This window comes from Pseudomonas putida, assembly GCF_022627325.1.
GTDB classification, from domain to species: Bacteria; Pseudomonadota; Gammaproteobacteria; order Pseudomonadales; family Pseudomonadaceae; genus Aquipseudomonas; species Aquipseudomonas putida_X.
The window spans coordinates 97,349-116,803 of the sequence record NZ_JAETZZ010000007.1; the positions used below are offsets into that span (position 1 = coordinate 97,349).

At 61.3% G+C, this 19,455-nt stretch carries 17 protein-coding genes and 1 tRNA gene; 13 read left to right on the forward strand and 5 right to left on the reverse strand.

The window, feature by feature from the left end:
- The first annotated feature begins 30 nt into the window (after positions 1–30).
- Both JNA92_RS12830 and JNA92_RS12835 read left to right on the forward strand, forming a co-directional pair.
- On the forward strand, positions 31–273 hold the full coding sequence (locus JNA92_RS12830) for a DUF2789 domain-containing protein (RefSeq protein ID WP_241805007.1): 243 nt from the start codon (positions 31–33) through the stop codon (positions 271–273).
- A gap of 70 nt (positions 274–343) precedes the next feature.
- Positions 344–982: an NADH:ubiquinone oxidoreductase subunit N gene (locus tag JNA92_RS12835; protein WP_241805008.1), complete on the forward strand. Its 639-nt coding sequence runs from the start codon at positions 344–346 to the stop codon at positions 980–982.
- 6 nt (positions 983–988) lie between these two features.
- On the opposite strand, the gene JNA92_RS12840 is transcribed toward JNA92_RS12835, so the two are convergent.
- Entirely contained in the window at positions 989–1,426 is a 438-nt protein-coding gene (locus JNA92_RS12840) for a CBS domain-containing protein (RefSeq protein WP_241805009.1), read from the reverse strand.
- Between the two features lie 254 nt (positions 1,427–1,680).
- On the opposite strand from JNA92_RS12840, the gene JNA92_RS12845 reads away from it, so the two are divergent.
- The 3 genes from JNA92_RS12845 to JNA92_RS12855 are packed head-to-tail and all read left to right on the forward strand — an operon-like array spanning position 1,681 to position 5,684.
- Complete coding sequence (locus JNA92_RS12845; protein WP_241805010.1) at positions 1,681–3,225, forward strand: OmpA family protein; 1,545 nt, start codon at positions 1,681–1,683, stop codon at positions 3,223–3,225.
- A gap of 21 nt (positions 3,226–3,246) precedes the next feature.
- Positions 3,247–4,854 carry a hypothetical protein gene (locus tag JNA92_RS12850; protein WP_241805011.1) on the forward strand — a complete coding sequence of 536 codons (1,608 nt, stop codon included), beginning with the start codon at positions 3,247–3,249 and terminating at the stop codon, positions 4,852–4,854.
- Positions 4,851–5,684, forward strand: coding sequence for a hypothetical protein (locus tag JNA92_RS12855; RefSeq protein WP_241805012.1), 834 nt, complete (start codon positions 4,851–4,853; stop codon positions 5,682–5,684). The genes JNA92_RS12850 and JNA92_RS12855 overlap by 4 nt, the downstream gene beginning before the upstream one ends.
- Positions 5,685–5,757: 73 nt before the next feature.
- On the opposite strand, the gene JNA92_RS12860 is transcribed toward JNA92_RS12855, so the two are convergent.
- Both JNA92_RS12860 and JNA92_RS12865 read right to left on the reverse strand, forming a co-directional pair.
- Positions 5,758–5,834: transfer RNA gene (locus JNA92_RS12860), tRNA-Arg, on the reverse strand.
- Positions 5,825–6,187, reverse strand: coding sequence for a hypothetical protein (locus tag JNA92_RS12865; RefSeq protein WP_241805013.1), 363 nt, complete (start codon positions 6,185–6,187; stop codon positions 5,825–5,827). Before JNA92_RS12865 ends, JNA92_RS12860 begins: the two co-directional genes overlap by 10 nt.
- Positions 6,188–6,313: 126 nt before the next feature.
- Here JNA92_RS12865 and JNA92_RS12870 point away from each other — a divergent pair, with 126 nt between their 5' ends.
- Entirely contained in the window at positions 6,314–6,784 is a 471-nt protein-coding gene (locus tag JNA92_RS12870; protein ID WP_241805014.1) for an Lrp/AsnC family transcriptional regulator, read from the forward strand.
- Between the two features lie 98 nt (positions 6,785–6,882).
- On the opposite strand, the gene JNA92_RS12875 is transcribed toward JNA92_RS12870, so the two are convergent.
- Positions 6,883–8,259, reverse strand: coding sequence for an inorganic triphosphatase (locus JNA92_RS12875; RefSeq protein WP_241805015.1), 1,377 nt, complete (start codon positions 8,257–8,259; stop codon positions 6,883–6,885).
- Positions 8,260–8,373: 114 nt separating this feature from the next.
- Between JNA92_RS12875 and argE the strand changes: the two genes are divergently transcribed.
- Positions 8,374–9,516: an acetylornithine deacetylase gene (gene argE / locus JNA92_RS12880; RefSeq protein WP_241805016.1), complete on the forward strand. Its 1,143-nt coding sequence runs from the start codon at positions 8,374–8,376 to the stop codon at positions 9,514–9,516.
- A 125-nt stretch (positions 9,517–9,641) separates the two neighbouring features.
- A complete protein-coding gene (gene argA, locus JNA92_RS12885) occupies positions 9,642–10,940 on the forward strand; it encodes an amino-acid N-acetyltransferase (RefSeq protein ID WP_012312225.1) in 1,299 nt (432 codons plus the stop codon).
- A 63-nt stretch (positions 10,941–11,003) separates the two neighbouring features.
- On the opposite strand, the gene JNA92_RS12890 is transcribed toward argA, so the two are convergent.
- Positions 11,004–12,380 carry a glutamine synthetase family protein gene (locus JNA92_RS12890; RefSeq protein ID WP_241805017.1) on the reverse strand — a complete coding sequence of 459 codons (1,377 nt, stop codon included), beginning with the start codon at positions 12,378–12,380 and terminating at the stop codon, positions 11,004–11,006.
- 574 nt (positions 12,381–12,954) lie between these two features.
- On the opposite strand from JNA92_RS12890, the gene JNA92_RS12895 reads away from it, so the two are divergent.
- From JNA92_RS12895 to potA, 5 genes are all read left to right on the forward strand, one after another.
- Positions 12,955–14,313, forward strand: a complete 1,359-nt coding sequence (locus tag JNA92_RS12895) for a glutamine synthetase family protein (RefSeq protein ID WP_012312227.1) — start codon at positions 12,955–12,957, stop codon at positions 14,311–14,313.
- A 49-nt stretch (positions 14,314–14,362) separates the two neighbouring features.
- Positions 14,363–15,724, forward strand: coding sequence for an aspartate aminotransferase family protein (locus JNA92_RS12900; RefSeq protein WP_241805018.1), 1,362 nt, complete (start codon positions 14,363–14,365; stop codon positions 15,722–15,724).
- A 169-nt stretch (positions 15,725–15,893) separates the two neighbouring features.
- The gene (locus JNA92_RS12905) at positions 15,894–16,991 is read left to right on the forward strand and encodes a polyamine ABC transporter substrate-binding protein (protein WP_241805019.1); all 1,098 of its coding nucleotides are present in this window, start codon (positions 15,894–15,896) and stop codon (positions 16,989–16,991) included.
- Between the two features lie 161 nt (positions 16,992–17,152).
- Positions 17,153–18,247, forward strand: a complete 1,095-nt coding sequence (locus JNA92_RS12910) for a polyamine ABC transporter substrate-binding protein (protein ID WP_241805020.1) — start codon at positions 17,153–17,155, stop codon at positions 18,245–18,247.
- A gap of 60 nt (positions 18,248–18,307) precedes the next feature.
- Positions 18,308–19,450: a polyamine ABC transporter ATP-binding protein gene (gene potA, locus JNA92_RS12915; RefSeq protein ID WP_241805021.1), complete on the forward strand. Its 1,143-nt coding sequence runs from the start codon at positions 18,308–18,310 to the stop codon at positions 19,448–19,450.
- The last annotated feature ends 5 nt before the right edge of the window (positions 19,451–19,455 follow it).

Sequence of the window (19,455 nt, forward strand, 5' to 3'; positions counted from 1 at the left end):
GGACGGCCCGCCCGGTACCCAGGAGGAAACATGGAAGCGCCTACCCATCACTTTTCCGAGCTGTTCAAGCAGTTGGGCTTGCCCGATGATCCTCAGAGCATCGATCAGTTCATCTCCAGCCATTCGCCGCTGAAAAACGAGATCAAGCTGGTGGACGCGCCGTTCTGGACCGACTCCCAGCGCGCTTTTCTCAAAGAAAGCATCATTGAGGATTCCGATTGGGCAGTGCCCTTCGATCAACTCAACGAAGCGTTGCGCCGCCCCCGAAAATAAAGCGCCGAGCGGCACCTGACGAGTGATCGGCCGTTGCTATGCTCAGGAAAACAATAAGGGGATATGCGCGATGAAAGATCCCTACGCACCAGGTTTCTGGTGCACCGTGACCATCCTGGGCACCCTGACGGCCGGTTACTTCTACGGTATCCGCCACACACACCACATGAGCCAGGCTGTGCAGTTTCTGTACGCTGCTGCGGCAGTCGCTGCAGCGGTCGCGCTGCTGGGCCTGACGTGGATCGCGTGGCAGCAACTGCACCTGAACAAGCGCGAGGTGATCCAAGGGCGAACGTTGCTCACCATCTGGAACACCAAGGTGGCGCTACGCCGGGTAGAGACGGTATTCGACCGGTATTTCTGGGGCAGCTATTGGCATTCGGGGCGCACCTTCGAGGAAGTGATGGGCGAGCTCAGAGGTACACCCCTGGAACAAAGCCTTGATGCGCTCAAGCGCCAGTGCCGAGCCTTGGACCGCGAGGTCCACGACCATCACCATCACTGGTTGGCCAACGCCCGGGATCTGTCCAGCGTCGCCACAGCCATGGCACGCGAACGTTACCAACTCGACCTGCTCGAGCCCTCGAGCAGTGGCCATGGCAATACCGCAGTGCTCAACCGTGACCTTGAAGTGCTGGTCTACACATGGTCGGCGCGCCTGCGCAGCTTCGACCATCAGTTGGACGAACTGGAGCGCGCCTACCACTGAAGTGGGTCATTCACCGCGGATGTACTGCTCCAGCTGTACGATCAGGCTGGCCTGTTCGGCGATGGTTTCCTTGACCAGGTCGCCGATCGACAGCAGCCCGAGCAACTCGCCATTGCTGACCACCGGCAGGTGGCGCAGGTGGCGGTTGGTCATGAGGTTCATGCAGTACTCCAGATTCTGCTTGGGCTCCACCGTGACCACGGGTGCACTCATGATTTCCCGCACCGGCGTAGCCGCCGAAGACCGGCCCTTGAGCACCAGCTTACGGGCATAGTCACGCTCGCTGACGATTCCCACCACCTGGTTGTTCTCCACGACCGGCAGCGCACCGACGTTTTTCTCCGCCAGCATTTTCAGGGCTTCGAGCACCGAGTCGTCAGGGCCGATGGTGTAGACGGTCTGGTGCTGGGACTTGGTCCTGAGGATTTGTTCGACGTTCTTCATACAGGCCTCTGCGGATGGAAAAAACGGGCTCTTGGAGTAACTAAAGCATCCGGCACGCTGGGCTGCACGGCAATGCAGGAAGCGGCATCGAGTCGATTGAAAAACGTCATGGCTGAAGTCGTTACGGGGTGAAGTGATAGACAGGCTTGAGGGCGCAGGGGAGATGCCAAATCGGATGGGGTAATATGCGCGATAATCTGTGACAATACATGTCAAGTTGCCATCATTCAGTCCTCTTTCGGCAAGGAGCCGCAATGCACCGTGCGTTTCGCCTCACAGCGCTAAGCTGTGCCTTCATTACCGCTGCCGGGTGCAGCACTCAGCAGATGGACACCCTTTCCAAGAAAGTCAAAGACATCGGCAGGGACTACGGCATGCCGGTGCTCTGTGGTGTCGGTGTGGTGGCCGGGGGAGCTGCCGGTTACGCCCTCAACGGCAAGGACGGCATCTTGCCGGGTGCTGCCGTAGGTGGCGCGGTGGGTTGCGTCGTGGGTTATGCGTGGCAGTCCCGCCTGCAGGAGCTGGACCGCATCGCCAAAGAAGAAAACCTGAAGATCACCACAGAGAAGCTGACAGTGGCCTCTGCCGCCGTGGTAACTGCTGTGCCGGAGCAGGCAGGTTTGGTGACCCAGATCGAAGACAGCGGCATGTTCGCCACCGGCTCTGACCAATTGACCCCAAGCGGGAAGCGCGCCGTGGCCAAGCTGGCACAGATGTATGCCAAGCCTGCCGCCACCGATAAGCAGGCCGCTGCCAAGGAGTCGCTGGACCGTCGCCTGCTGATCGTCGGCCACAGTGATGCTGTGGGTAACGCCGAATTCAACCAGAAGCTGTCCGAGCGCCGCGCCAAGACGGTCGGCAAGGTCATGCTGCAGGCGGGCATACCTGCCCATGCGATCTACTACCAGGGGGCAGGAGCCTCGCGACCGATTGCCGACAACAGTGACCCGCTGTTGCGTGGCCAGAACCGTCGTGTGGAAATCGTCGAGCTGGCCAACGAACAGGCCTTGGTGATGCGGGCCCAGGCAGAGGCGGGCAACACCCGCTACCTGCACTATGGCACCTCGACCGCAGCCAGGTCCAAGGCTGCCGGCAGCGCTAAGGCCAGCAGCACGCCGGCACAGGCCCAGCCGACCCAGCGGGCGACCGTAATGTCCGGTACGGGCGTTGCCAAAACCCCTGGCAGCACCCAGCCCACGAAGGCCGCAGCCGCTGCCCGGCCGCAAGTCGATTTCGCCGGCACGCCGGTGGCCAGCTACAACTGGACCATGGCCCAGAGCATCAAGCCAAAACAGAGCGGCTTTACCTTGATCAGCAGCGCTTATGCGGCGCAGATGCCGATGTCGAGCTGTGAGGCCGACAGGCCGCGCACCGCCGGCGAGGTCTTGAGCATGGCCAACGACCAGCCGCTGCCAAGGCACGCGACCAAAGACTACCTGCCTGGTTATAACAACCGTGTCTGGGCCAACTTGGTCAATGGGCACCTGGTGACGGTGTCGCCGGTATCGATCCTGCGCGAGAACGCCAAGGTCGATCGCCAGCCGATCCTTCAACTGGTGGAAGATTACAAGCTGCCAACCCAGCACAAGCCACGGACGATGAAAGCCGTGGCCAACACCTATGAAGGCGAAAGCGAAGTGCTGTACCGGGTCTTCGCCCGTGATGCCAAGGCCTCGATTTCCTGCATGGATATCGTCTTCAGCAAGGGCAATGCCCAGGCCAGCCAAGGTGCCTTGTTCTATGCCGCCGGCGCTGATGCTTTCGTCGCTGCTTACACGCCGATCCCGGCCACCAAATAACCCAAGTCAAGGACGTCCTGAATGGAAGACTTTTCGCTAGCTGCACTCAAATCATTGATTCTCGCCAACCAGTTATTCACCGCCGGCCTGCTTTCGCTGCTGGTGACTGCGCTGATCGTGCATAAATACTGGGAGGAGGTTTCCTATTTCCTCATCCGTGTCTGGCACAGCTTCCCCCTGATCGGTACGGTGGCCCGGCTGTCGCGCAAGCGGTCTTCGGTCGACAGCGATGGCTGGATCAACCACGAAGTGACCTTGTCCAAGCCGTACTACGGCCAGTACAAGAAGTACATGAAAGGCGTGAACGCCTACAATGCCTCCCTGGACTACCTCGCCAAGGCCGGTGAGGCCGGGCGCTCGCCGCGCCCGGGTTGGGTGCTGGTACTGGTGCTGATGCTGGTACTGATCGAGGCCATGGGTTTTGCCTACGTTTTGGCCGGCTGGATGAACATGGATGCCTCGACCAATGACCGCCATTGGCTGACCGCGGGCACTGCGATCCTGCTCGCCGTCGCCTCGGCGTTTTTCGCCGAAGCCGCCGGCCATACGCTGCACCACAACAGCCTGATCGCCCGTGCCCGCCACTGGTGGCAAGGTGAAGAGCCTACCAAGCGCTCGCGTTCGCTGAAGGCCGGCAAGGCGATCAACCTGGAGGATTCCTTCACCGACTCGGACAAGCCGGACTACGAGCAACTGCTGGTCCGGGTAAAGGACGTCAACTCCACCGTCTCGCGCAAGTACGTCTGGCTGGTGGTCTGCGGTGTGTTCGTGGCGGCCATGGCTGTGGGTGCGTTCGTGGTGCGCTCGGCGACCCTGGACAGCATCGAGACCGAGATGGTCAACGGTATGCGCGCAGAGTCCGCGGCGCAAAGCTCCCTTGCAGGTTCCCCGTTTGACCTGCCAGCAGAATCCCAAGCCATCAATGATGAGGCCGACAACGCCACCATCGATGACAAGATGCACGCGATCCGCCAGGCCAGCCTGACCACCTATATCATGCTGTCACTGATCTACATCGCCATTCAGGGCATCAGCATCTGGCTGGCCAGCCGTTACTACTTTGCCGGCACCCACTCGCCAACCGCCTGGCGCCTGACCCACGAGTACGCCACCGCCGAGGAAATGCTCGACGCGATGGACCAGAAACGCCATGCCATTGCCAGTCACGCCGACGACAAGCTGCGCCGCCTGCAGACGTCGCTGTCCGGCCGCGACCATACCGACGCCGCTGTGCTGCACGCGCTGGAAGGTGAAAACACCGCACATCGCAACTTCCTCGCCTACGTCGAGTACAAGGCCGGTAAGGTTTCGCCCCAGCCAGTCAAGCCAAAGCCTAGCGTTGAGGCGGCTGCACCCGCGCCTTTGGCGCAGCCTGTAGCCCCGGCTCCGGTTGCGCCGCAGCCTGCCGTGGCCGAGCCTGTCGCCGCGGCCGTTGCCCAGCCTGCCGCGCCGGTTGAAATCAAGGCTTCGGACTTCCACGACATGACTGGTCTGCCGGAAGAGAACCTGGCTGCCGCCAGCCGGGCGCTGAACGTCAGCGAGGCGACACTGCGTGACATCCGCGAGCAACAGCAGGCGCTCAAGGCGCTTGGCCTGTTCCCAGCAAAAAAGGAGGGCATGCTGTCATGAGGCTTGCCAAGGCCCTGATCCTTGCGTTGGCGTTGCCTTGTGCAGCGCTGGCGGCTGAGCGCAATGACCTGCAGAGCTGCTACACGCGCAACGGTCTGGCGGACATCAAACCCGCAGCCTCGGGGCGTGAGCTGGTGGTGATCATCGATCAGACCATCCCGATGCCTGAAGACCTGCAGCGCAGCAGCTGGGGCCATATCGACCGGTTCGTGCAGCCGGGTGATCGCGTCAGGCTCTATACGTTTTCAGCGTTCTTGCCGGGGGAATACCAGCGCCTGGTGTACGCCGGCGAACTGGACATGCCGTTGCAGGGCGATGTTCGCGACGACGTCAACATGCGCAAGCTGAGGGCCCTGGATCTGTGCCTGGCGACCCAGAAGAAAGCGTTCCAGGCCGGCTTTGGCGGGCTGTTCGTCAAAGGGCTGCGTGATGCGCGCCAGGACATTCCCAAGAGCGAAATCATGAACACCTTGCGCCGGGTAGGTGAGGACATGAGCAAAGAGCAGGGTGTCCAGGAGCGGGTGGTGTATCTGATTTCGGACATGCTCGAGCATTCTGACTACACCAGTTTCTATGCGGCCAACCAGATCAAGCAGCTCAATGTCAGCAATGAACTCAAGCTGGCACAGAGCAAAGGGCTGTATGCGGACCTGCAGGGTGCCAGGGTGTATGTTTCCGGTGCAGGCTTGGTGACCGATGCGGTGAAGCATGCCTACCGATCGGGCAAGACAATGGATGCCCTGAACGATTTCTGGGCGCAATACCTGAATGCGTCCAATGCAACGCTGGAAGGTTTCGGCACGCCCAGCCTGAGTACTGACCTTCGCTGAACGGGGCGGGGCTGTAACCAGCCCCAACCCACCAACGAAAAAGCCCCGGGCGCAGGCCCAGGGCTTTTTGATATGGCGCACTCGGCGGGATTCGAACCCACGACCCCTGCCTTCGGAGGGCAGTACTCTATCCAGCTGAGCTACGAGTGCAACGCGCACGCATGATACCCATCTGATTCGGTCGCGTCCATCGCCTTGATCTTCGTCCATTTTTCCTGATCCAGGCGCACTTGCGCGACGCATACCAGATTGCGCAATTTTTGCGCAATCACCTCCGCCCGATGCCAGCTCAGCCCGCCGATACCCACTTCGATGTCCAGCAAATCATCTTGCTGGCTGACCTGCACGCTGTGCGGCGTCAGAAACTGCAGGGCGAACAGGTTGAGTACCCGGCACAGGGTGTCCGGCTCGGCTTCGGCTTGCAGGCGATAGCACACGCTGCTGTGGCTACTGCTGGCGGCCCAGACATCGGTTCGGGGCAGGGCGCGTTCGAATGGGTTCATGCTGGTCTCCGCAAAGGTGGGAGAAATTCTGGCAGGTTGATGCGGGTATTTTTTCGCTATTATTTGATGAATTGGCCAGTGCGGTGAATTGATCAATTTGAATAATACGAGATCAGGGAATTTTTAATGCAAAGCGAACTGGATGCGTATGACCGGCGGATTCTCGAGCTTCTTCAGGAGGATGCGTCACTGTCCAGCGCGCAGATTGCCGAGCGCATAGGGCTGTCGCAGTCACCGTGCTGGCGCCGTATTCAGCGGCTCAAGGACGACGGGGTGATTCGTGGGCAGGTCACCTTGCTCGATCGCAAGAAGGTCGGGCTGAACACCCAGATCTTTGCCGAGGTGAAACTGAACGCCCATGGTCGCTCCAACTTCACCGAGTTCACCGAGGCGATCCGGGGCTTTCCCGAGGTGCTGGAGTGTTATGTGCTGATGGGGTCAGTGGACTTCATGTTGCGTATCGTCACGCAGGATATCGAGGCTTATGAGCGGTTCTTCTTCGAAAAGCTCTCGAACGTACCGGGGATTCAGGAGGTGAACTCCATCGTGGCGCTTTCGGAGATCAAGTCCACCACCTGCCTGCCGCTGACCCGCTGACGCTGTCGCCTGCAAGCCGGCCCCTAAACGTCAACCGCGGCCTGCGAGGCCGTGGTGACAGGGGTGCCGGCTTACCGGCGATGATGCACAAGCGGATGTCAGGCCTTGAGCAGGTGCTTCCAGCCGCGGCTCTGATCAATCGCGCGGGCCTGCTCCACGCGGGCTTCCAGCAGCTCGTCAGGCGCTTCAACCAATGGCAGTTCCGCCAGCTCATGCAGCTTTTTCAGGTCGCCATACAGGCGGTCCATCTGCGGCGCCTCGAGCACCTGGCGCGCATGGTGCAGCCAGGCCAGCAACTGCTCGATACGCGGCAGTTGTTCAGCCAGGTCTTCCGGGCGTTGGGTGTAAAGCGGTAGCTTCAGCGCACGGCCTTCCTCGCCCAGCAGGTGTGCCAGCCAGCTGGCCAGTTGAGCCTTGCCCTGGCGTTCGCCACGAGCCTTGCGCTCTGCGGTCCAGGCACGGGCCAGCAGCCAGCGTGATGTTTCCAGAGAGAATTGGCCCCAGCGGACGTCCTCGAGTTCTTCGAGGAACTGCTCTGGCGCGGCGCGACGGATGTCCTCGTCGTCATTGCCGGCCTGAACCAGCGGGCGCCAGTCTTCCAGCAGCGCGTCCAGGCTGGCGCGCAGGTCACGGGTGCTGGCACGCGGCGCGGCCTGGCCAAGGCTGGCGACCAGTGCACGCAGTTCTGCCAGGCACTGCACCCAGTCCTGCAGCAGGCGCCAGTGGCCATTGTGGCGGTATTGCTCTGCCAGGCGCTGGCTGCTGCCCAGCAGTTGCCAGGCGAGGGCCGCGAAGGCATCGTCGACCGGCATTTCGGCGTCCAGTTCGCTGCTTGGCAAACCCAGCTCGTAGCTGTCGGGCTCCAGCAGGCGGTAACCGCGCTCGGCCTTGCTGATGTCGCACGGCATCAGGGGCAGGCTGGCGGCCAGCTCAGCGGCCAGTTCCAGCAGCGCCTCGGGGGCACCTTCGCGCAGTTCCAGCTCCAGCTCGCAGATCGCTTCCTTGCGTTTGCCGGCGATCACGAAGCCCTGGTCCAGCGCTGCCTCGATCACCACTTTGCTCTTGCCGCGGCCCCAGGCGATCTCGGCGAATTCGCGGGTGAAGTCGGTGGTGAACAGCGGTTTGATGGATTTTTTGTCAAGCTCGGCCAGTTGCTCAGGCCAGCAGGTGGCGTCGAGCTTTTTCAGGTCGAGTTTGACTTTGTCCAGGTGCCACTCGTATTCGTTGCGTTCGGACAGGCCGGCGACGCTTTGGCCACGGCACTTCAAGGTCTGGATGATCACCTCGCCGTCGCGGCGCAGGCGCAGCGCGACTCGGGCAGCAGAAAGTTCGCGCTCAGGGGTGTCGAAGTACTGGTTGAGCAGCTCGCGGGTCTGCCAGCCGGACTTGTTGCGCTTTTTCAGCAGAGGGTGCTCGCGCAGTGCGGCCAGTGTCTCGCGGCTGGCGCGGAGCTTGAGTTCGGTTTCTTTGTGCATCGCAGGCTCGAAGAGGGGCGTGATTGCCGTGCAGTCTACAGCAGTGTGCCGGCAACGGTTTATTCCTTACGGCGGATGGCCCTATGATGGGCAATGCTTCCGAGGAGTTCGCGCATGCCGTTGCCAACGCTGAAAGACCAGTTTGCCGCTTTGATCGCCGCGCCCTCGGTCAGCTGCACCCAGCCTGCCCTGGACCAGTCGAACCGCCAGGTCATTGACCTGCTGGCCGGCTGGTTGGGTGACCTGGGGTTCAGCTGCGACATCCAGCAGGTCGGCCCAGGTAAGTTCAACCTGTTGGCCAGCCGTGGCAGTGGCCCGGGCGGGCTTGTGCTGGCTGGCCACAGCGACACCGTGCCGTATGACGAGCAGTTGTGGACCAGCGACCCGCTCAAGCTGACCGAGGTCGATGGCCGCTGGGTGGGCCTGGGCAGCTGCGACATGAAAGGCTTCTTCGCCCTGATCATCGAGGCGGTGATTCCATTGCTGGAGCACGACTTCAAGCAGCCGCTGCTGATCCTCGCCACCTGCGACGAAGAAAGCTCGATGTCCGGTGCCCGAGCCTTGGCTGAGGCGGGTCAGCCACTCGGCCGTGCGGCGGTCATCGGTGAGCCGACCGGCCTGCGCCCGATCCGCATGCACAAAGGTATCCTCATGGACCGCATCGACATCCTCGGGCGCAGCGGCCATTCCTCGGACCCAAGCCTTGGCCACAGCGCGCTGGAGGCCATGCACGCGGTGATGGGTGAGCTGATGGGCTTGCGCCGGCAATGGCAGGATACCTACCGCAACCCGCAATTCACCGTGCCCACGCCGACCATGAACTTTGGCTGCATTCACGGTGGCGACAACCCCAATCGTATCTGCGGGCAGTGCGCCCTGGAGTTCGACCTGCGCCCACTGCCAGGCATGGATGTAGAGCAGCTTCGTGCGGCCATCCGTGAAAAGCTCCGGCCGGTGGCCGAGCGCCATGAGGTGCGCATCGACTACGCGCCGCTGTTCCCCGAGGTGCCGCCGTTCGAGCAGGCGGCCGATGCCGAGCTGGTGCAGGTGGCCGAGCGCTTGACCGGCCATCGCGCCGAAGCGGTGGCGTTCGGTACCGAAGCGCCTTATCTTCAGCAGCTGGGGTGCCAGACGATCGTGCTGGGCCCTGGCGACATTGCCTGCGCCCACCAGCCGGGCGAATACCTGGAAATGTCACGAATCGAGCCTACCGTGCGTCTATTGCGTGACCTGATCCGGCACTATTGCCTGAATTAAACGTCCACCCTGCTGATTCGTCTTTGCCTAGAGGAGACCGCGCGTGACCGCAAGCCTGTTCCGACGATGATCCTGAACGCCGTGTGATCCAACGTTCTCCGTCCACTTTATCCACAGGCCCTGTCATGCCCGATTACGTCAACTGGCTGCGTCATGCCTCCCCGTACATCAATGCCCATCGCGACTGCACCTTTGTTGTCATGCTCCCCGGCGATGGGGTAGAACACCCCAATTTCGGCAATATCGTCCATGACCTGGTGTTGCTGCACAGCCTGGGCGTGCGCCTGGTGCTTGTGCACGGTTCCCGCCCGCAGATCGAAAGCCGCCTGGCGGCCCGTGGCCTGACCCCGCACTACCACCACGGCCTGCGCATCACCGATGCCGCAACCCTGGACTGCGTGATCGACGCTGTGGGTGCCTTGCGCCTGGCCATCGAAGCGCGCCTTTCGATGGACATCGCCGCCTCGCCGATGCAGGGCTCGCGCCTGCGCGTGGCTTGCGGCAACCTGGTGACGGCCCGGCCTATCGGCGTGCTCGAAGGGGTGGACTACCACCACACCGGTGAAGTACGGCGCATCGACCGCAAAGGCATCAGCCGCCTGCTCGACGAGCGCTCGATTGTGCTGCTGTCGCCGCTGGGCTATTCGCCGACGGGTGAAATCTTCAACCTGGCTTGCGAAGACGTGGCCACCCGCGCCGCCATCGAATTGGGTGCCGACAAGCTGTTGCTGTTCGGCGCCGAGCCCGGGCTGCTGGATGAGAGCGGCAAGTTGGTGCGTGAGTTGCGCCCGCAGCAGGTCGCACCGCACCTGGCGCGGCTGGGCAGTGATTATCAGGGCGAGTTGCTCGATGCCGCCGCCGAGGCCTGCAAGGGCGGCGTGGCACGTAGCCACATCGTCAGCTATGCCGAGGACGGCGCACTGCTCACCGAGCTGTTCACCCGCGGCGGTGGCGGCACGCTGGTGTCGCAGGAGCAGTTTGAAGTGGTGCGCGAGGCGACCATCGAGGATGTGGGTGGGTTGCTGGAGCTGATCAGCCCGCTGGAGGAGCAGGGCATTCTGGTGCGACGCTCGCGTGAAGTGCTGGAACGTGAGATCGAGCAGTTCAGCGTGGTCGAGCGCGAGGGCATGATCATCGCCTGCGCGGCCTTGTATCCGATTGCCGATTCCCAAGCCGGTGAGCTGGCGTGCCTGGCGGTGAACCCGGAGTACCGCCACGGCGGGCGCGGTGACGAGTTGCTGGAGCGGATCGAGAGCCGGGCGCGGGCGTTGGGGTTGAATACCTTGTTCGTGCTTACCACCCGGACCGCGCACTGGTTCCGCGAGCGTGGCTTTGCCCCCAGTGGGGTAGAGCGGCTGCCTTCGGCACGAGCATCGCTGTACAACTACCAGCGCAATTCGAAGATTTTCGAAAAGTCTCTGTAAACCAGACGATCGATTGCCCTGCCAACCCATGCAAAACGCCGCCCCAGAGGGCGGCGTTTTCATTTACACGGTATGCAGATACCAGTTGTACTCGAGGTCGGAGATCGAATGCTCGAACTCCTCCAGCTCGCTCTCCTTGCACGCGACGAAGATGTCGATGTACTTCGGATCGATGTACTTGTTCAGGATCTCGCTGTCGTCCAGCTCGCGCAGGGCATCGCGCAGGTTGTTCGGCAGGCTCTGCTCCAGCTGTTCGTACGAGTTGCCTTCGATCGGCTCACCTGGCTCGACCTTGTTGGTCAGGCCATGGTGCACACCAGCCAGCACGGCGGCCATCATCAGGTACGGGTTGGCGTCGGCGCCGGCCACGCGGTGCTCAAGGCGTACGGCGTCGGGCGAGCCGGTCGGTACGCGCAGGGCCACGGTGCGGTTGTCCAGGCCCCAGCTCGGCGCGTTCGGCACGTAGAACTGAGCGCCAAAGCGACGATACGAGTTGACGTTCGGGCAAAGGAACGCCATCGACGCAGGCAGGGTCTCGAGCACACCGCCGACAGCGTGACGTAGCGCGGCGTTCTGCTCGGGATCCTCGCTGGTGAAGATGTTGTTGCCATCCTTGTCCAGCACGGAAATGTGTACATGCAGGCCGTTGCCTGCCTGGCCCGGGTAGGGCTTGGCCATGAAGGTGGTGTCCATTTCATGGTCGTAGGCGATGTTCTTGATCAAGCGCTTGAGCAGCACTGCATAGTCACAGGCCTTGAGCGGGTCAGGGACGTGGTGCAGGTTGACTTCGAACTGTGCCGGGGCGCTTTCCTTGACGATGGCGTCGGCCGGAATGCCTTGTTCCTTGGCGCCTTCGAGGATGTCCTGCAGGCAATCGGCGTATTCGTCCAGGTCGTCGATCAGGTACACCTGGGTCGACTGCGGGCGCTTGCCCGAGATCGGCGAGCGCGGTGGCTGCGGGCGGCCGTTCACGTTCTCCTGGTCGATCAGGTAGAACTCCAGTTCGAACGCGGCGCAGATGGTCAGGCCCATGTCGTCGAACTTGCTCACTACCTGACGCAGCACTTCACGAGGGTCGGCGAAGAAAGGCTCGCCTTCAAGCTCGTGCATGGTCATCAGCAGCTGTGCGGTGGGGCGTTTCTGCCAGGGCTCGTTACTGAGCGTACCCGGGATCGGATAGCAGATGCGGTCAGCATCGCCGATGTCCAGGCCAAGCCCGGTGCTTTCGACGGTGGAACCGTTGATATCGAGGGCGAAGAGGGAGGCCGGCAGGTTGATGCCTTTCTCGTAAACCTTGTGGAGGCTGGTGCGCTCTATGCGCTTGCCGCGCACCACACCATTCATATCTGCAATCAGAAGGTCAACGTAGAGAACCTCAGGATGTTCCTTAAGGAACGCGTTCGCTTCGTTAAGCTGAACGGCACGCGGGGGTACCGACATGATGCAACACCTTTGTTGTTAAAAATATCAATCAAGGGGGGCTTGCAGGACCAGTCAATCGAAAAGCCATACTGATGTCAAGCCAACCCCATGATGCCCTGAAATGGCACATCGACGGCAGATTTGCTGCATATCGGGGCGTGCCATTATCCGCTATTTCCCTGCCAATGGGCTATCTCCGACGTGCCGTGTTTTATTTTTTACGGAGGTGTTGTGTAAAAAAATGAACAAGGCTAAGCTCGGTCTCAACCCAAAACACAATAATACGAGGGTCACATGGTCCGCTTGTCGCGACCTGAAAGCGCTGCCTGTGCAGTGCGCTCGGGTATCCCTGCCGTTTCGGCACGCATCGATCGCGCTGTGGCCGCACTGGCCGCAATAATTGACGCTTTGCGTTTCTGGACTACCCCTCGTAGCGCCGTTTCGCTTCCTTTCTTGTATTCCTGCCCTTCGAACTCATTACGGACACGCTTGTTTCCAGTGTATCCACTGTGGTCCTGCGTGGGGGTTTTTGCTTTAGCAACCCACTCCATCCAGAATCAATGCGCGGACCACATTACCTCCTGAGGTATCTATGAGTAACAACCTCGACCAGCTCACCGATTGGTTGAAAGAGCACAAGATCACCGAAGTCGAATGCCTGATCAGTGACCTGACCGGCATCACCCGCGGCAAGATCTCGCCGACCAACAAGTTCATCGCCGAAAAAGGCATGCGTCTGCCCGAGAGCGTGTTGCTGCAGACCGTGACCGGCGATTACGTCGATGACGACATCTATTACGAACTGCTCGACCCGGCCGACATCGACATGATCTGCCGGCCCGACGAAAACGCTGTGTTCCTCGTGCCGTGGGCCATCGAGCCTACCGCCCAGGTCATCCACGACACCTACGACAAGAAGGGCAACCCGGTCGAGCTGTCGCCGCGCAACGTCCTGAAGAAAGTCCTGCAGCTTTACGCCGACAAGGGCTGGCAACCGATCGTCGCGCCAGAGATGGAGTTCTACCTGACCAAGCGCAGCGAGGACCCTGACTTCCCGCTGCAGCCGCCGGTAGGTCGTTCCGGCCGCCCCGAAACCGGCCGCCAGTCGTTCTCCATCGAAGCTGCCAACGAATTCGACCCGCTGTTCGAGGACGTCTACGACTGGTGCGAGCTGCAGCAGCTGGACCTCGATACCCTGATTCACGAAGACGGCACGGCGCAGATGGAGATCAACTTCCGTCACGGCAACGCCCTGCACCTGGCCGACCAGATCCTGGTGTTCAAGCGCACCATGCGCGAAGCGGCGCTCAAGCACAATGTGGCCGCCACTTTCATGGCCAAGCCCATGACCGGCGAGCCGGGCAGTGCCATGCACCTGCACCAGAGCGTGGTCGATTCGGTCACGGGCAAGAACATCTTCAGCAATGAAGACGGCAGCATGAGCGAGCTGTTCCTGCACCACATCGGTGGCCTGCAGAAGTTCATCCCCGAGGCGCTGCCGCTGTTCGCCCCGAACGTCAACTCGTTCCGCCGCTTCCTGCCCGACACGTCGGCCCCGGTCAACGTCGAGTGGGGCGAGGAAAACCGCACCGTCGGCCTGCGCGTACCGGATGCCGGCCCGCAGAACCGTCGCGTCGAGAACCGCCTGCCGGGCGCCGATGCCAACCCTTACCTGGCCATCGCTGCGAGCCTGCTGTGCGGCTACATCGGCATGGTCGAAGGTATTGCCGCCAGCGCCCCGGTGCAGGGGCGCGGTTATGAGCGGCGCAACCTGCGCTTGCCGCTGACCATCGAGGACGCCTTGGAACGCATGGAAGTCAGCCGCGCGCTGACCCAGTACCTGGGCAAGAAATTCATCACCGGTTACGTCGCCACCAAACGCGCCGAGCATGAGAACTTCAAGCGTGTCATCAGCTCCTGGGAGCGTGAGTTCCTGCTGTTTGCTGTGTGATCAACCCCTGAGGCCGCCCGCCGGCGGCCTGTGGACCCTGGAGAAGCACATGAGCGTCAAAAACCCGCAAACCCGTGACTGGCAAACCCTGAGCGGCGAGCACCACCTTGCACCTTTCAGTGACTACAAGCAGCTGAAGGAAAAGGGGCCGCGCATCATTACCAAGGCGCAGGGTGTGCATTTGTGGGACAGCGAGGGGCACAAGATCCTCGACGGCATGGCCGGCTTGTGGTGCGTCGCGGTGGGTTATGGCCGTGAAGAGCTGGTCCAGGCTGCCGAAAAGCAGATGCGCGAACTGCCGTACTACAACCTGTTCTTCCAGACGGCGCACCCGCCTGCGCTGGAGCTGGCCAAGGCCATTACCGACCTGGCGCCCGAGGGCATGACCCATGTGTTCTTCACAGGCTCCGGCTCCGAAGGCAATGACACGGTGCTGCGCATGGTCCGCCACTACTGGGCGCTCAAGGGCAAGCCGCAGAAGCAGACCATCATCGGCCGTATCAACGGCTACCACGGCTCGACGGTTGCCGGTGCAAGCCTGGGCGGCATGAGCGGCATGCACGAACAGGGCGGCCTGCCGATCCCGGGCATCGTGCATATCCCGCAACCGTACTGGTTCGGTGAAGGCGGCGACATGAGCCCGGACGAGTTCGGGGTGTGGGCGGCCGAGCAATTGGAGAAGAAGATTCTCGAAGTCGGCGAGGACAACGTGGCGGCCTTCATTGCCGAGCCTATCCAGGGCGCCGGCGGCGTGATCATCCCGCCAGACACCTACTGGCCCAAGGTCAAACAGATCCTCGCCAAGTACGACATCCTGTTCGTCGCTGACGAAGTGATCTGCGGTTTTGGCCGCACCGGCGAGTGGTTCGGCTCTGACTACTACGGCCTCAAGCCCGACCTGATGACCATCGCCAAAGGCCTTACTTCCGGTTACATCCCCATGGGCGGTGTGATCGTGCGTGACAAGGTGGCCAAGGTGCTCAGCGAAGGCGGCGACTTCAACCACGGGTTCACCTATTCCGGGCACCCGGTGGCCGCTGCGGTTGGCCTGGAAAACCTGCGCATCCTGCGCGACGAGAAGATCGTCGAGAAGGTCCGTACGGAAGTGGCACCCTACTTGCAAAAACGTCTGCGTGAGCTGCAGGACCACCCGCTGGTGGGCGAGGTACGCGGCCTGGGCCTGCTCGGCGCGATCGAGCTGGTCAAGGACAAGGCCTCCCGCAGCCGTTACGAAGGCAAGGGGGTGGGCATGATCTGCCGCAACTTCTGCTTCGACAACGGCCTGATCATGCGCGCGGTGGGTGACACCATGATCATCGCACCACCGCTGGTGATCAGCCATGCAGAGGTAGACGAGCTGGTGGAAAAGGCACGCAAGTGCCTGGACCTGACCCTCGAAGCGATCCGTTGAGCGCCTGCTAGGCTAGCGATGTGACATTAAGTCGTTACAAGGGGCTGGTTTCCTTGAAACAGCGCCTTGTAACTTGCCAGACTAGTGGCTGTTTCAGTCGCCCGGCGCTCTGCACGGTAGGTTCTGGCTGCTGAACAGATGGCTAAATAAAAATTCTGGAGCATGACGCATGAAGAAAATGGGCAAGACGTTGTTGGCCGCCGCCCTGATGGGAGCCATGGCCACCGCTGTACAGGCTGAAGACAAGGTGCTGAACGTCTACAACTGGTCGGACTACATTGCTCCGGACACCATCGCGAAGTTCGAGAAACAGACTGGCATCAAGGTCAAGTACGACGTTTTCGACAGCAACGAAACCCTGGAAGCCAAGCTGCTGGCGGGCAAGTCCGGCTATGACGTGGTCGTACCGTCCAACAACTTCCTGGCCAAGCAGATCAAGGCAGGGGTCTACGAAGAGCTCGACCGCTCGAAGCTGCCAAACTGGAAGAACCTCGACGAAGACCTGCTCAAGGCCGTGGGTGACGCCAGCGACAAAGGCAACAAGCACGCGTTCCCATACATGTGGGGCTCGATCGGTATCGGCTACAACCCGGAGAAGGTCAAGGCTGCTTTGGGCGTCGACAAGATCGATTCGTGGGACGCCGTATTCAAGCCGGAGAACATCGCCAAGCTCAAGAGCTGCGGCGTGAGCTTCCTCGACGCACCGACCGAGATGCTGCCGGCCGCGCTGCACTACCTGGGGCTGCCTAGCGACAGCACCAAGAAAGAAGACCTGAAGAAGGCCGAGGACCTGTTCCTGAAGATCCGTCCTTCGATCACCTACTTCCACTCGTCCAAATACATCGGCGACATGGCCAACGGCAACATCTGCGTGGCCGTCGGTTACTCGGGTGACCTGGAGCAATCCAAGGCGCGCGCCCATGAAGCCGGCGACAAGGTCAAGGTCGACTACATCATTCCGAAAGAAGGCGCCGGTACCTTCTACGACATGGTCGCCATGCCCAAGGATGCCGAGCACAAGGAAGCCGCCTACAAGTTCATGGACTTCCTGATGCAACCGGAAATCATGGCCGAGATCACCAACGCCGTACGCTTCCCGAACGGCAACGCTGCTGCGACCCCGTTGGTGGACAAGGACATCACCAGCGACCCGAGCATCTATCCGCCTGCCGACGTGAAAAAGCACCTGTACGCGATCGCCGCGCCAGAAGCTGCTGCCCAGCGCCTGATCACTCGCAGCTGGACCAAGATCAAGTCGGGCAAATAAGCCTGACTGCAACAGCTCTGGGCCGGGGTTTTCCGGCCCAGAGCCGGTGAATGGCAATTGATGATTGCGGCATCGTGGCTGCGAAGGTAAGTTGCGCGCCGGTTTTGCGTGCGTGGCAGCGCTGCGCCGTTACCAAGGCACTGATTGTGAGGACCATCCACTTGTCTATTTCTGTATTACGCAAAGCCTTGATGGCTGGAGCGGGCCTGACGCTGGCATGCAGCGTCCAAGCGGCGCCTACGGTGCACTTCTACAACTGGTCCGACTACATCGGCCCGACCACGCTCGAAGACTTCGAGAAAACCACGGGTATCAAACCTGTGCAGGACGTGTTCGACTCCAACGAAACCCTGGAAGGCAAGCTACTGGCCGGCAACACCGGTTATGACGTGGTAGTGCCGTCCAACCATTTCCTCGGCAAGCAGATCAAGGCGGGCGCGTTCCAGACGCTCGACAAGAAACTGCTGCCCAATTATTCCAACCTGGACCCGGCGTTGATGAAGCGCCTGGAAAAGAACGACCCAGGTAACCAGTACGCCGTGCCTTACCTGTGGGGTACCAATGGCATCGGCTACAACGTCGACAAGGTCAAGGCGGCTCTGGGCGTGGAGACTATCGATTCCTGGGCCGTGCTGTTCGAGCCCGAGAACATGAAGAAGCTGTCCAAGTGCGGCGTGGCGTTCCTCGACTCGGCGGATGAAATGCTGCCAGCGGTGCTCAACTACATGGGGCTGGACCCCAACAGCACCAACCCCAAGGACTACGCCAAGGCCGAGCAGAAGCTGCTGGCCGTACGCCCGTACGTGACCTACTTCCACTCCTCCAAGTACATCACGGACCTCGCCAACGGCAACATCTGCGTCGCAGCAGGTTTCTCCGGTGATGTGTTCCAGGCCAAGGCCCGCGCTGAAGAAGCGAAGAAGGGCGTGAACCTGGCCTACTCGATTCCCAAGGAAGGCGGCAACCTCTGGTTCGATGTGCTGGCGATCCCCAAGGACGCCAGGAACGTCAAAGAGGCCCACGCCTTCATCAACTATTTGCTGAAACCTGAGGTTATCGCCCAGGTCAGTGATTACGTCGGTTACGCCAACCCGAACCCCAAGGCTGGCGCCCTGATGGACCAGGCCGTGAGGACTGACGCCGCGGTTTACCCACCGCAGGAAGTGCTGGACAAGATGTTCGTCAACAGTGAGTTGCCACCCAAGGTGCAACGTTTGATGACCCGCAGCTGGACCAAGGTCAAGTCGGGCAAGTAAAAATCCAGGCCCGCCGCCAAAGCAGGGGCGGGCACACAAATCTTGTTGGGAGTTTCACTCATGGCAGTTGCCTCCGGTGCCTATAAGAAAGCCCTCGAGGGTGGCCAGCAACCCAAGCAGGTGTTGGTCAAGATCGACCGGGTCACAAAAAAATTCGACGAAACGGTAGCGGTGGACGATGTGTCGCTGGAGATCCGCAAAGGCGAAATCTTCGCCCTGCTCGGTGGCTCCGGTTCGGGCAAGTCGACCTTGCTGCGCATGCTGGCCGGTTTCGAGCGCCCGACTGACGGGCGCATTTTCCTCGATGGCGTAGACATCACCGACATGCCGCCCTACGAGCGGCCGATCAACATGATGTTCCAGTCCTACGCGCTGTTCCCGCACATGACCGTGGCGCAGAACATCGCCTTCGGCTTGCAGCAGGACCGGATGCCCAAGGCCGAGATCGACGCCCGCGTGGCCGAGATGCTCAAGCTGGTGCACATGACCCAGTACGCCAAGCGCAAGCCGCACCAGCTCTCCGGTGGTCAGCGTCAGCGTGTGGCCTTGGCCCGCTCGCTGGCCAAGCGCCCCAAGCTGTTGCTGCTCGATGAGCCCATGGGTGCGCTGGACAAGAAACTGCGCTCGCAGATGCAGCTGGAACTGGTCGAGATCATCGAGCGCGTGGGCGTGACCTGCGTGATGGTGACCCACGATCAGGAAGAGGCCATGACCATGGCCCAGCGCATCGCCATCATGCACCTGGGCTGGATTGCCCAGATCGGTTCGCCTGTGGATATCTATGAAACGCCCACCAGCCGCCTGGTGTGCGAGTTCATCGGTAACGTCAACCTGTTCGAGGCCGAAGTGATCGACGATGCCGAAGGCCATGCGCTGATCGCCTCGCCGGAACTCGAGCGCAAGATCTACGTTGGCCACGGTGTGTCCACTTCGGTCGAAGACAAGCACATTACCTACGCCCTGCGCCCGGAAAAAATGCTGGTCACAACCGAACAGCCGGACTTCGAGCACAACTGGTCGCGCGGCAAGGTCCATGACATCGCCTACCTGGGCGGCCACTCGGTGTTCTACGTCGAGCTGCCCAGCGGCAAGGTGGTCCAGTCTTTCGTCGCCAACGCCGAGCGCCAGGGCACCCGCCCGACCTGGGGCGATGAAGTGTACGTGTGGTGGGAAGACGACAGCGGCGTGGTACTGCGGTCATGAAACTG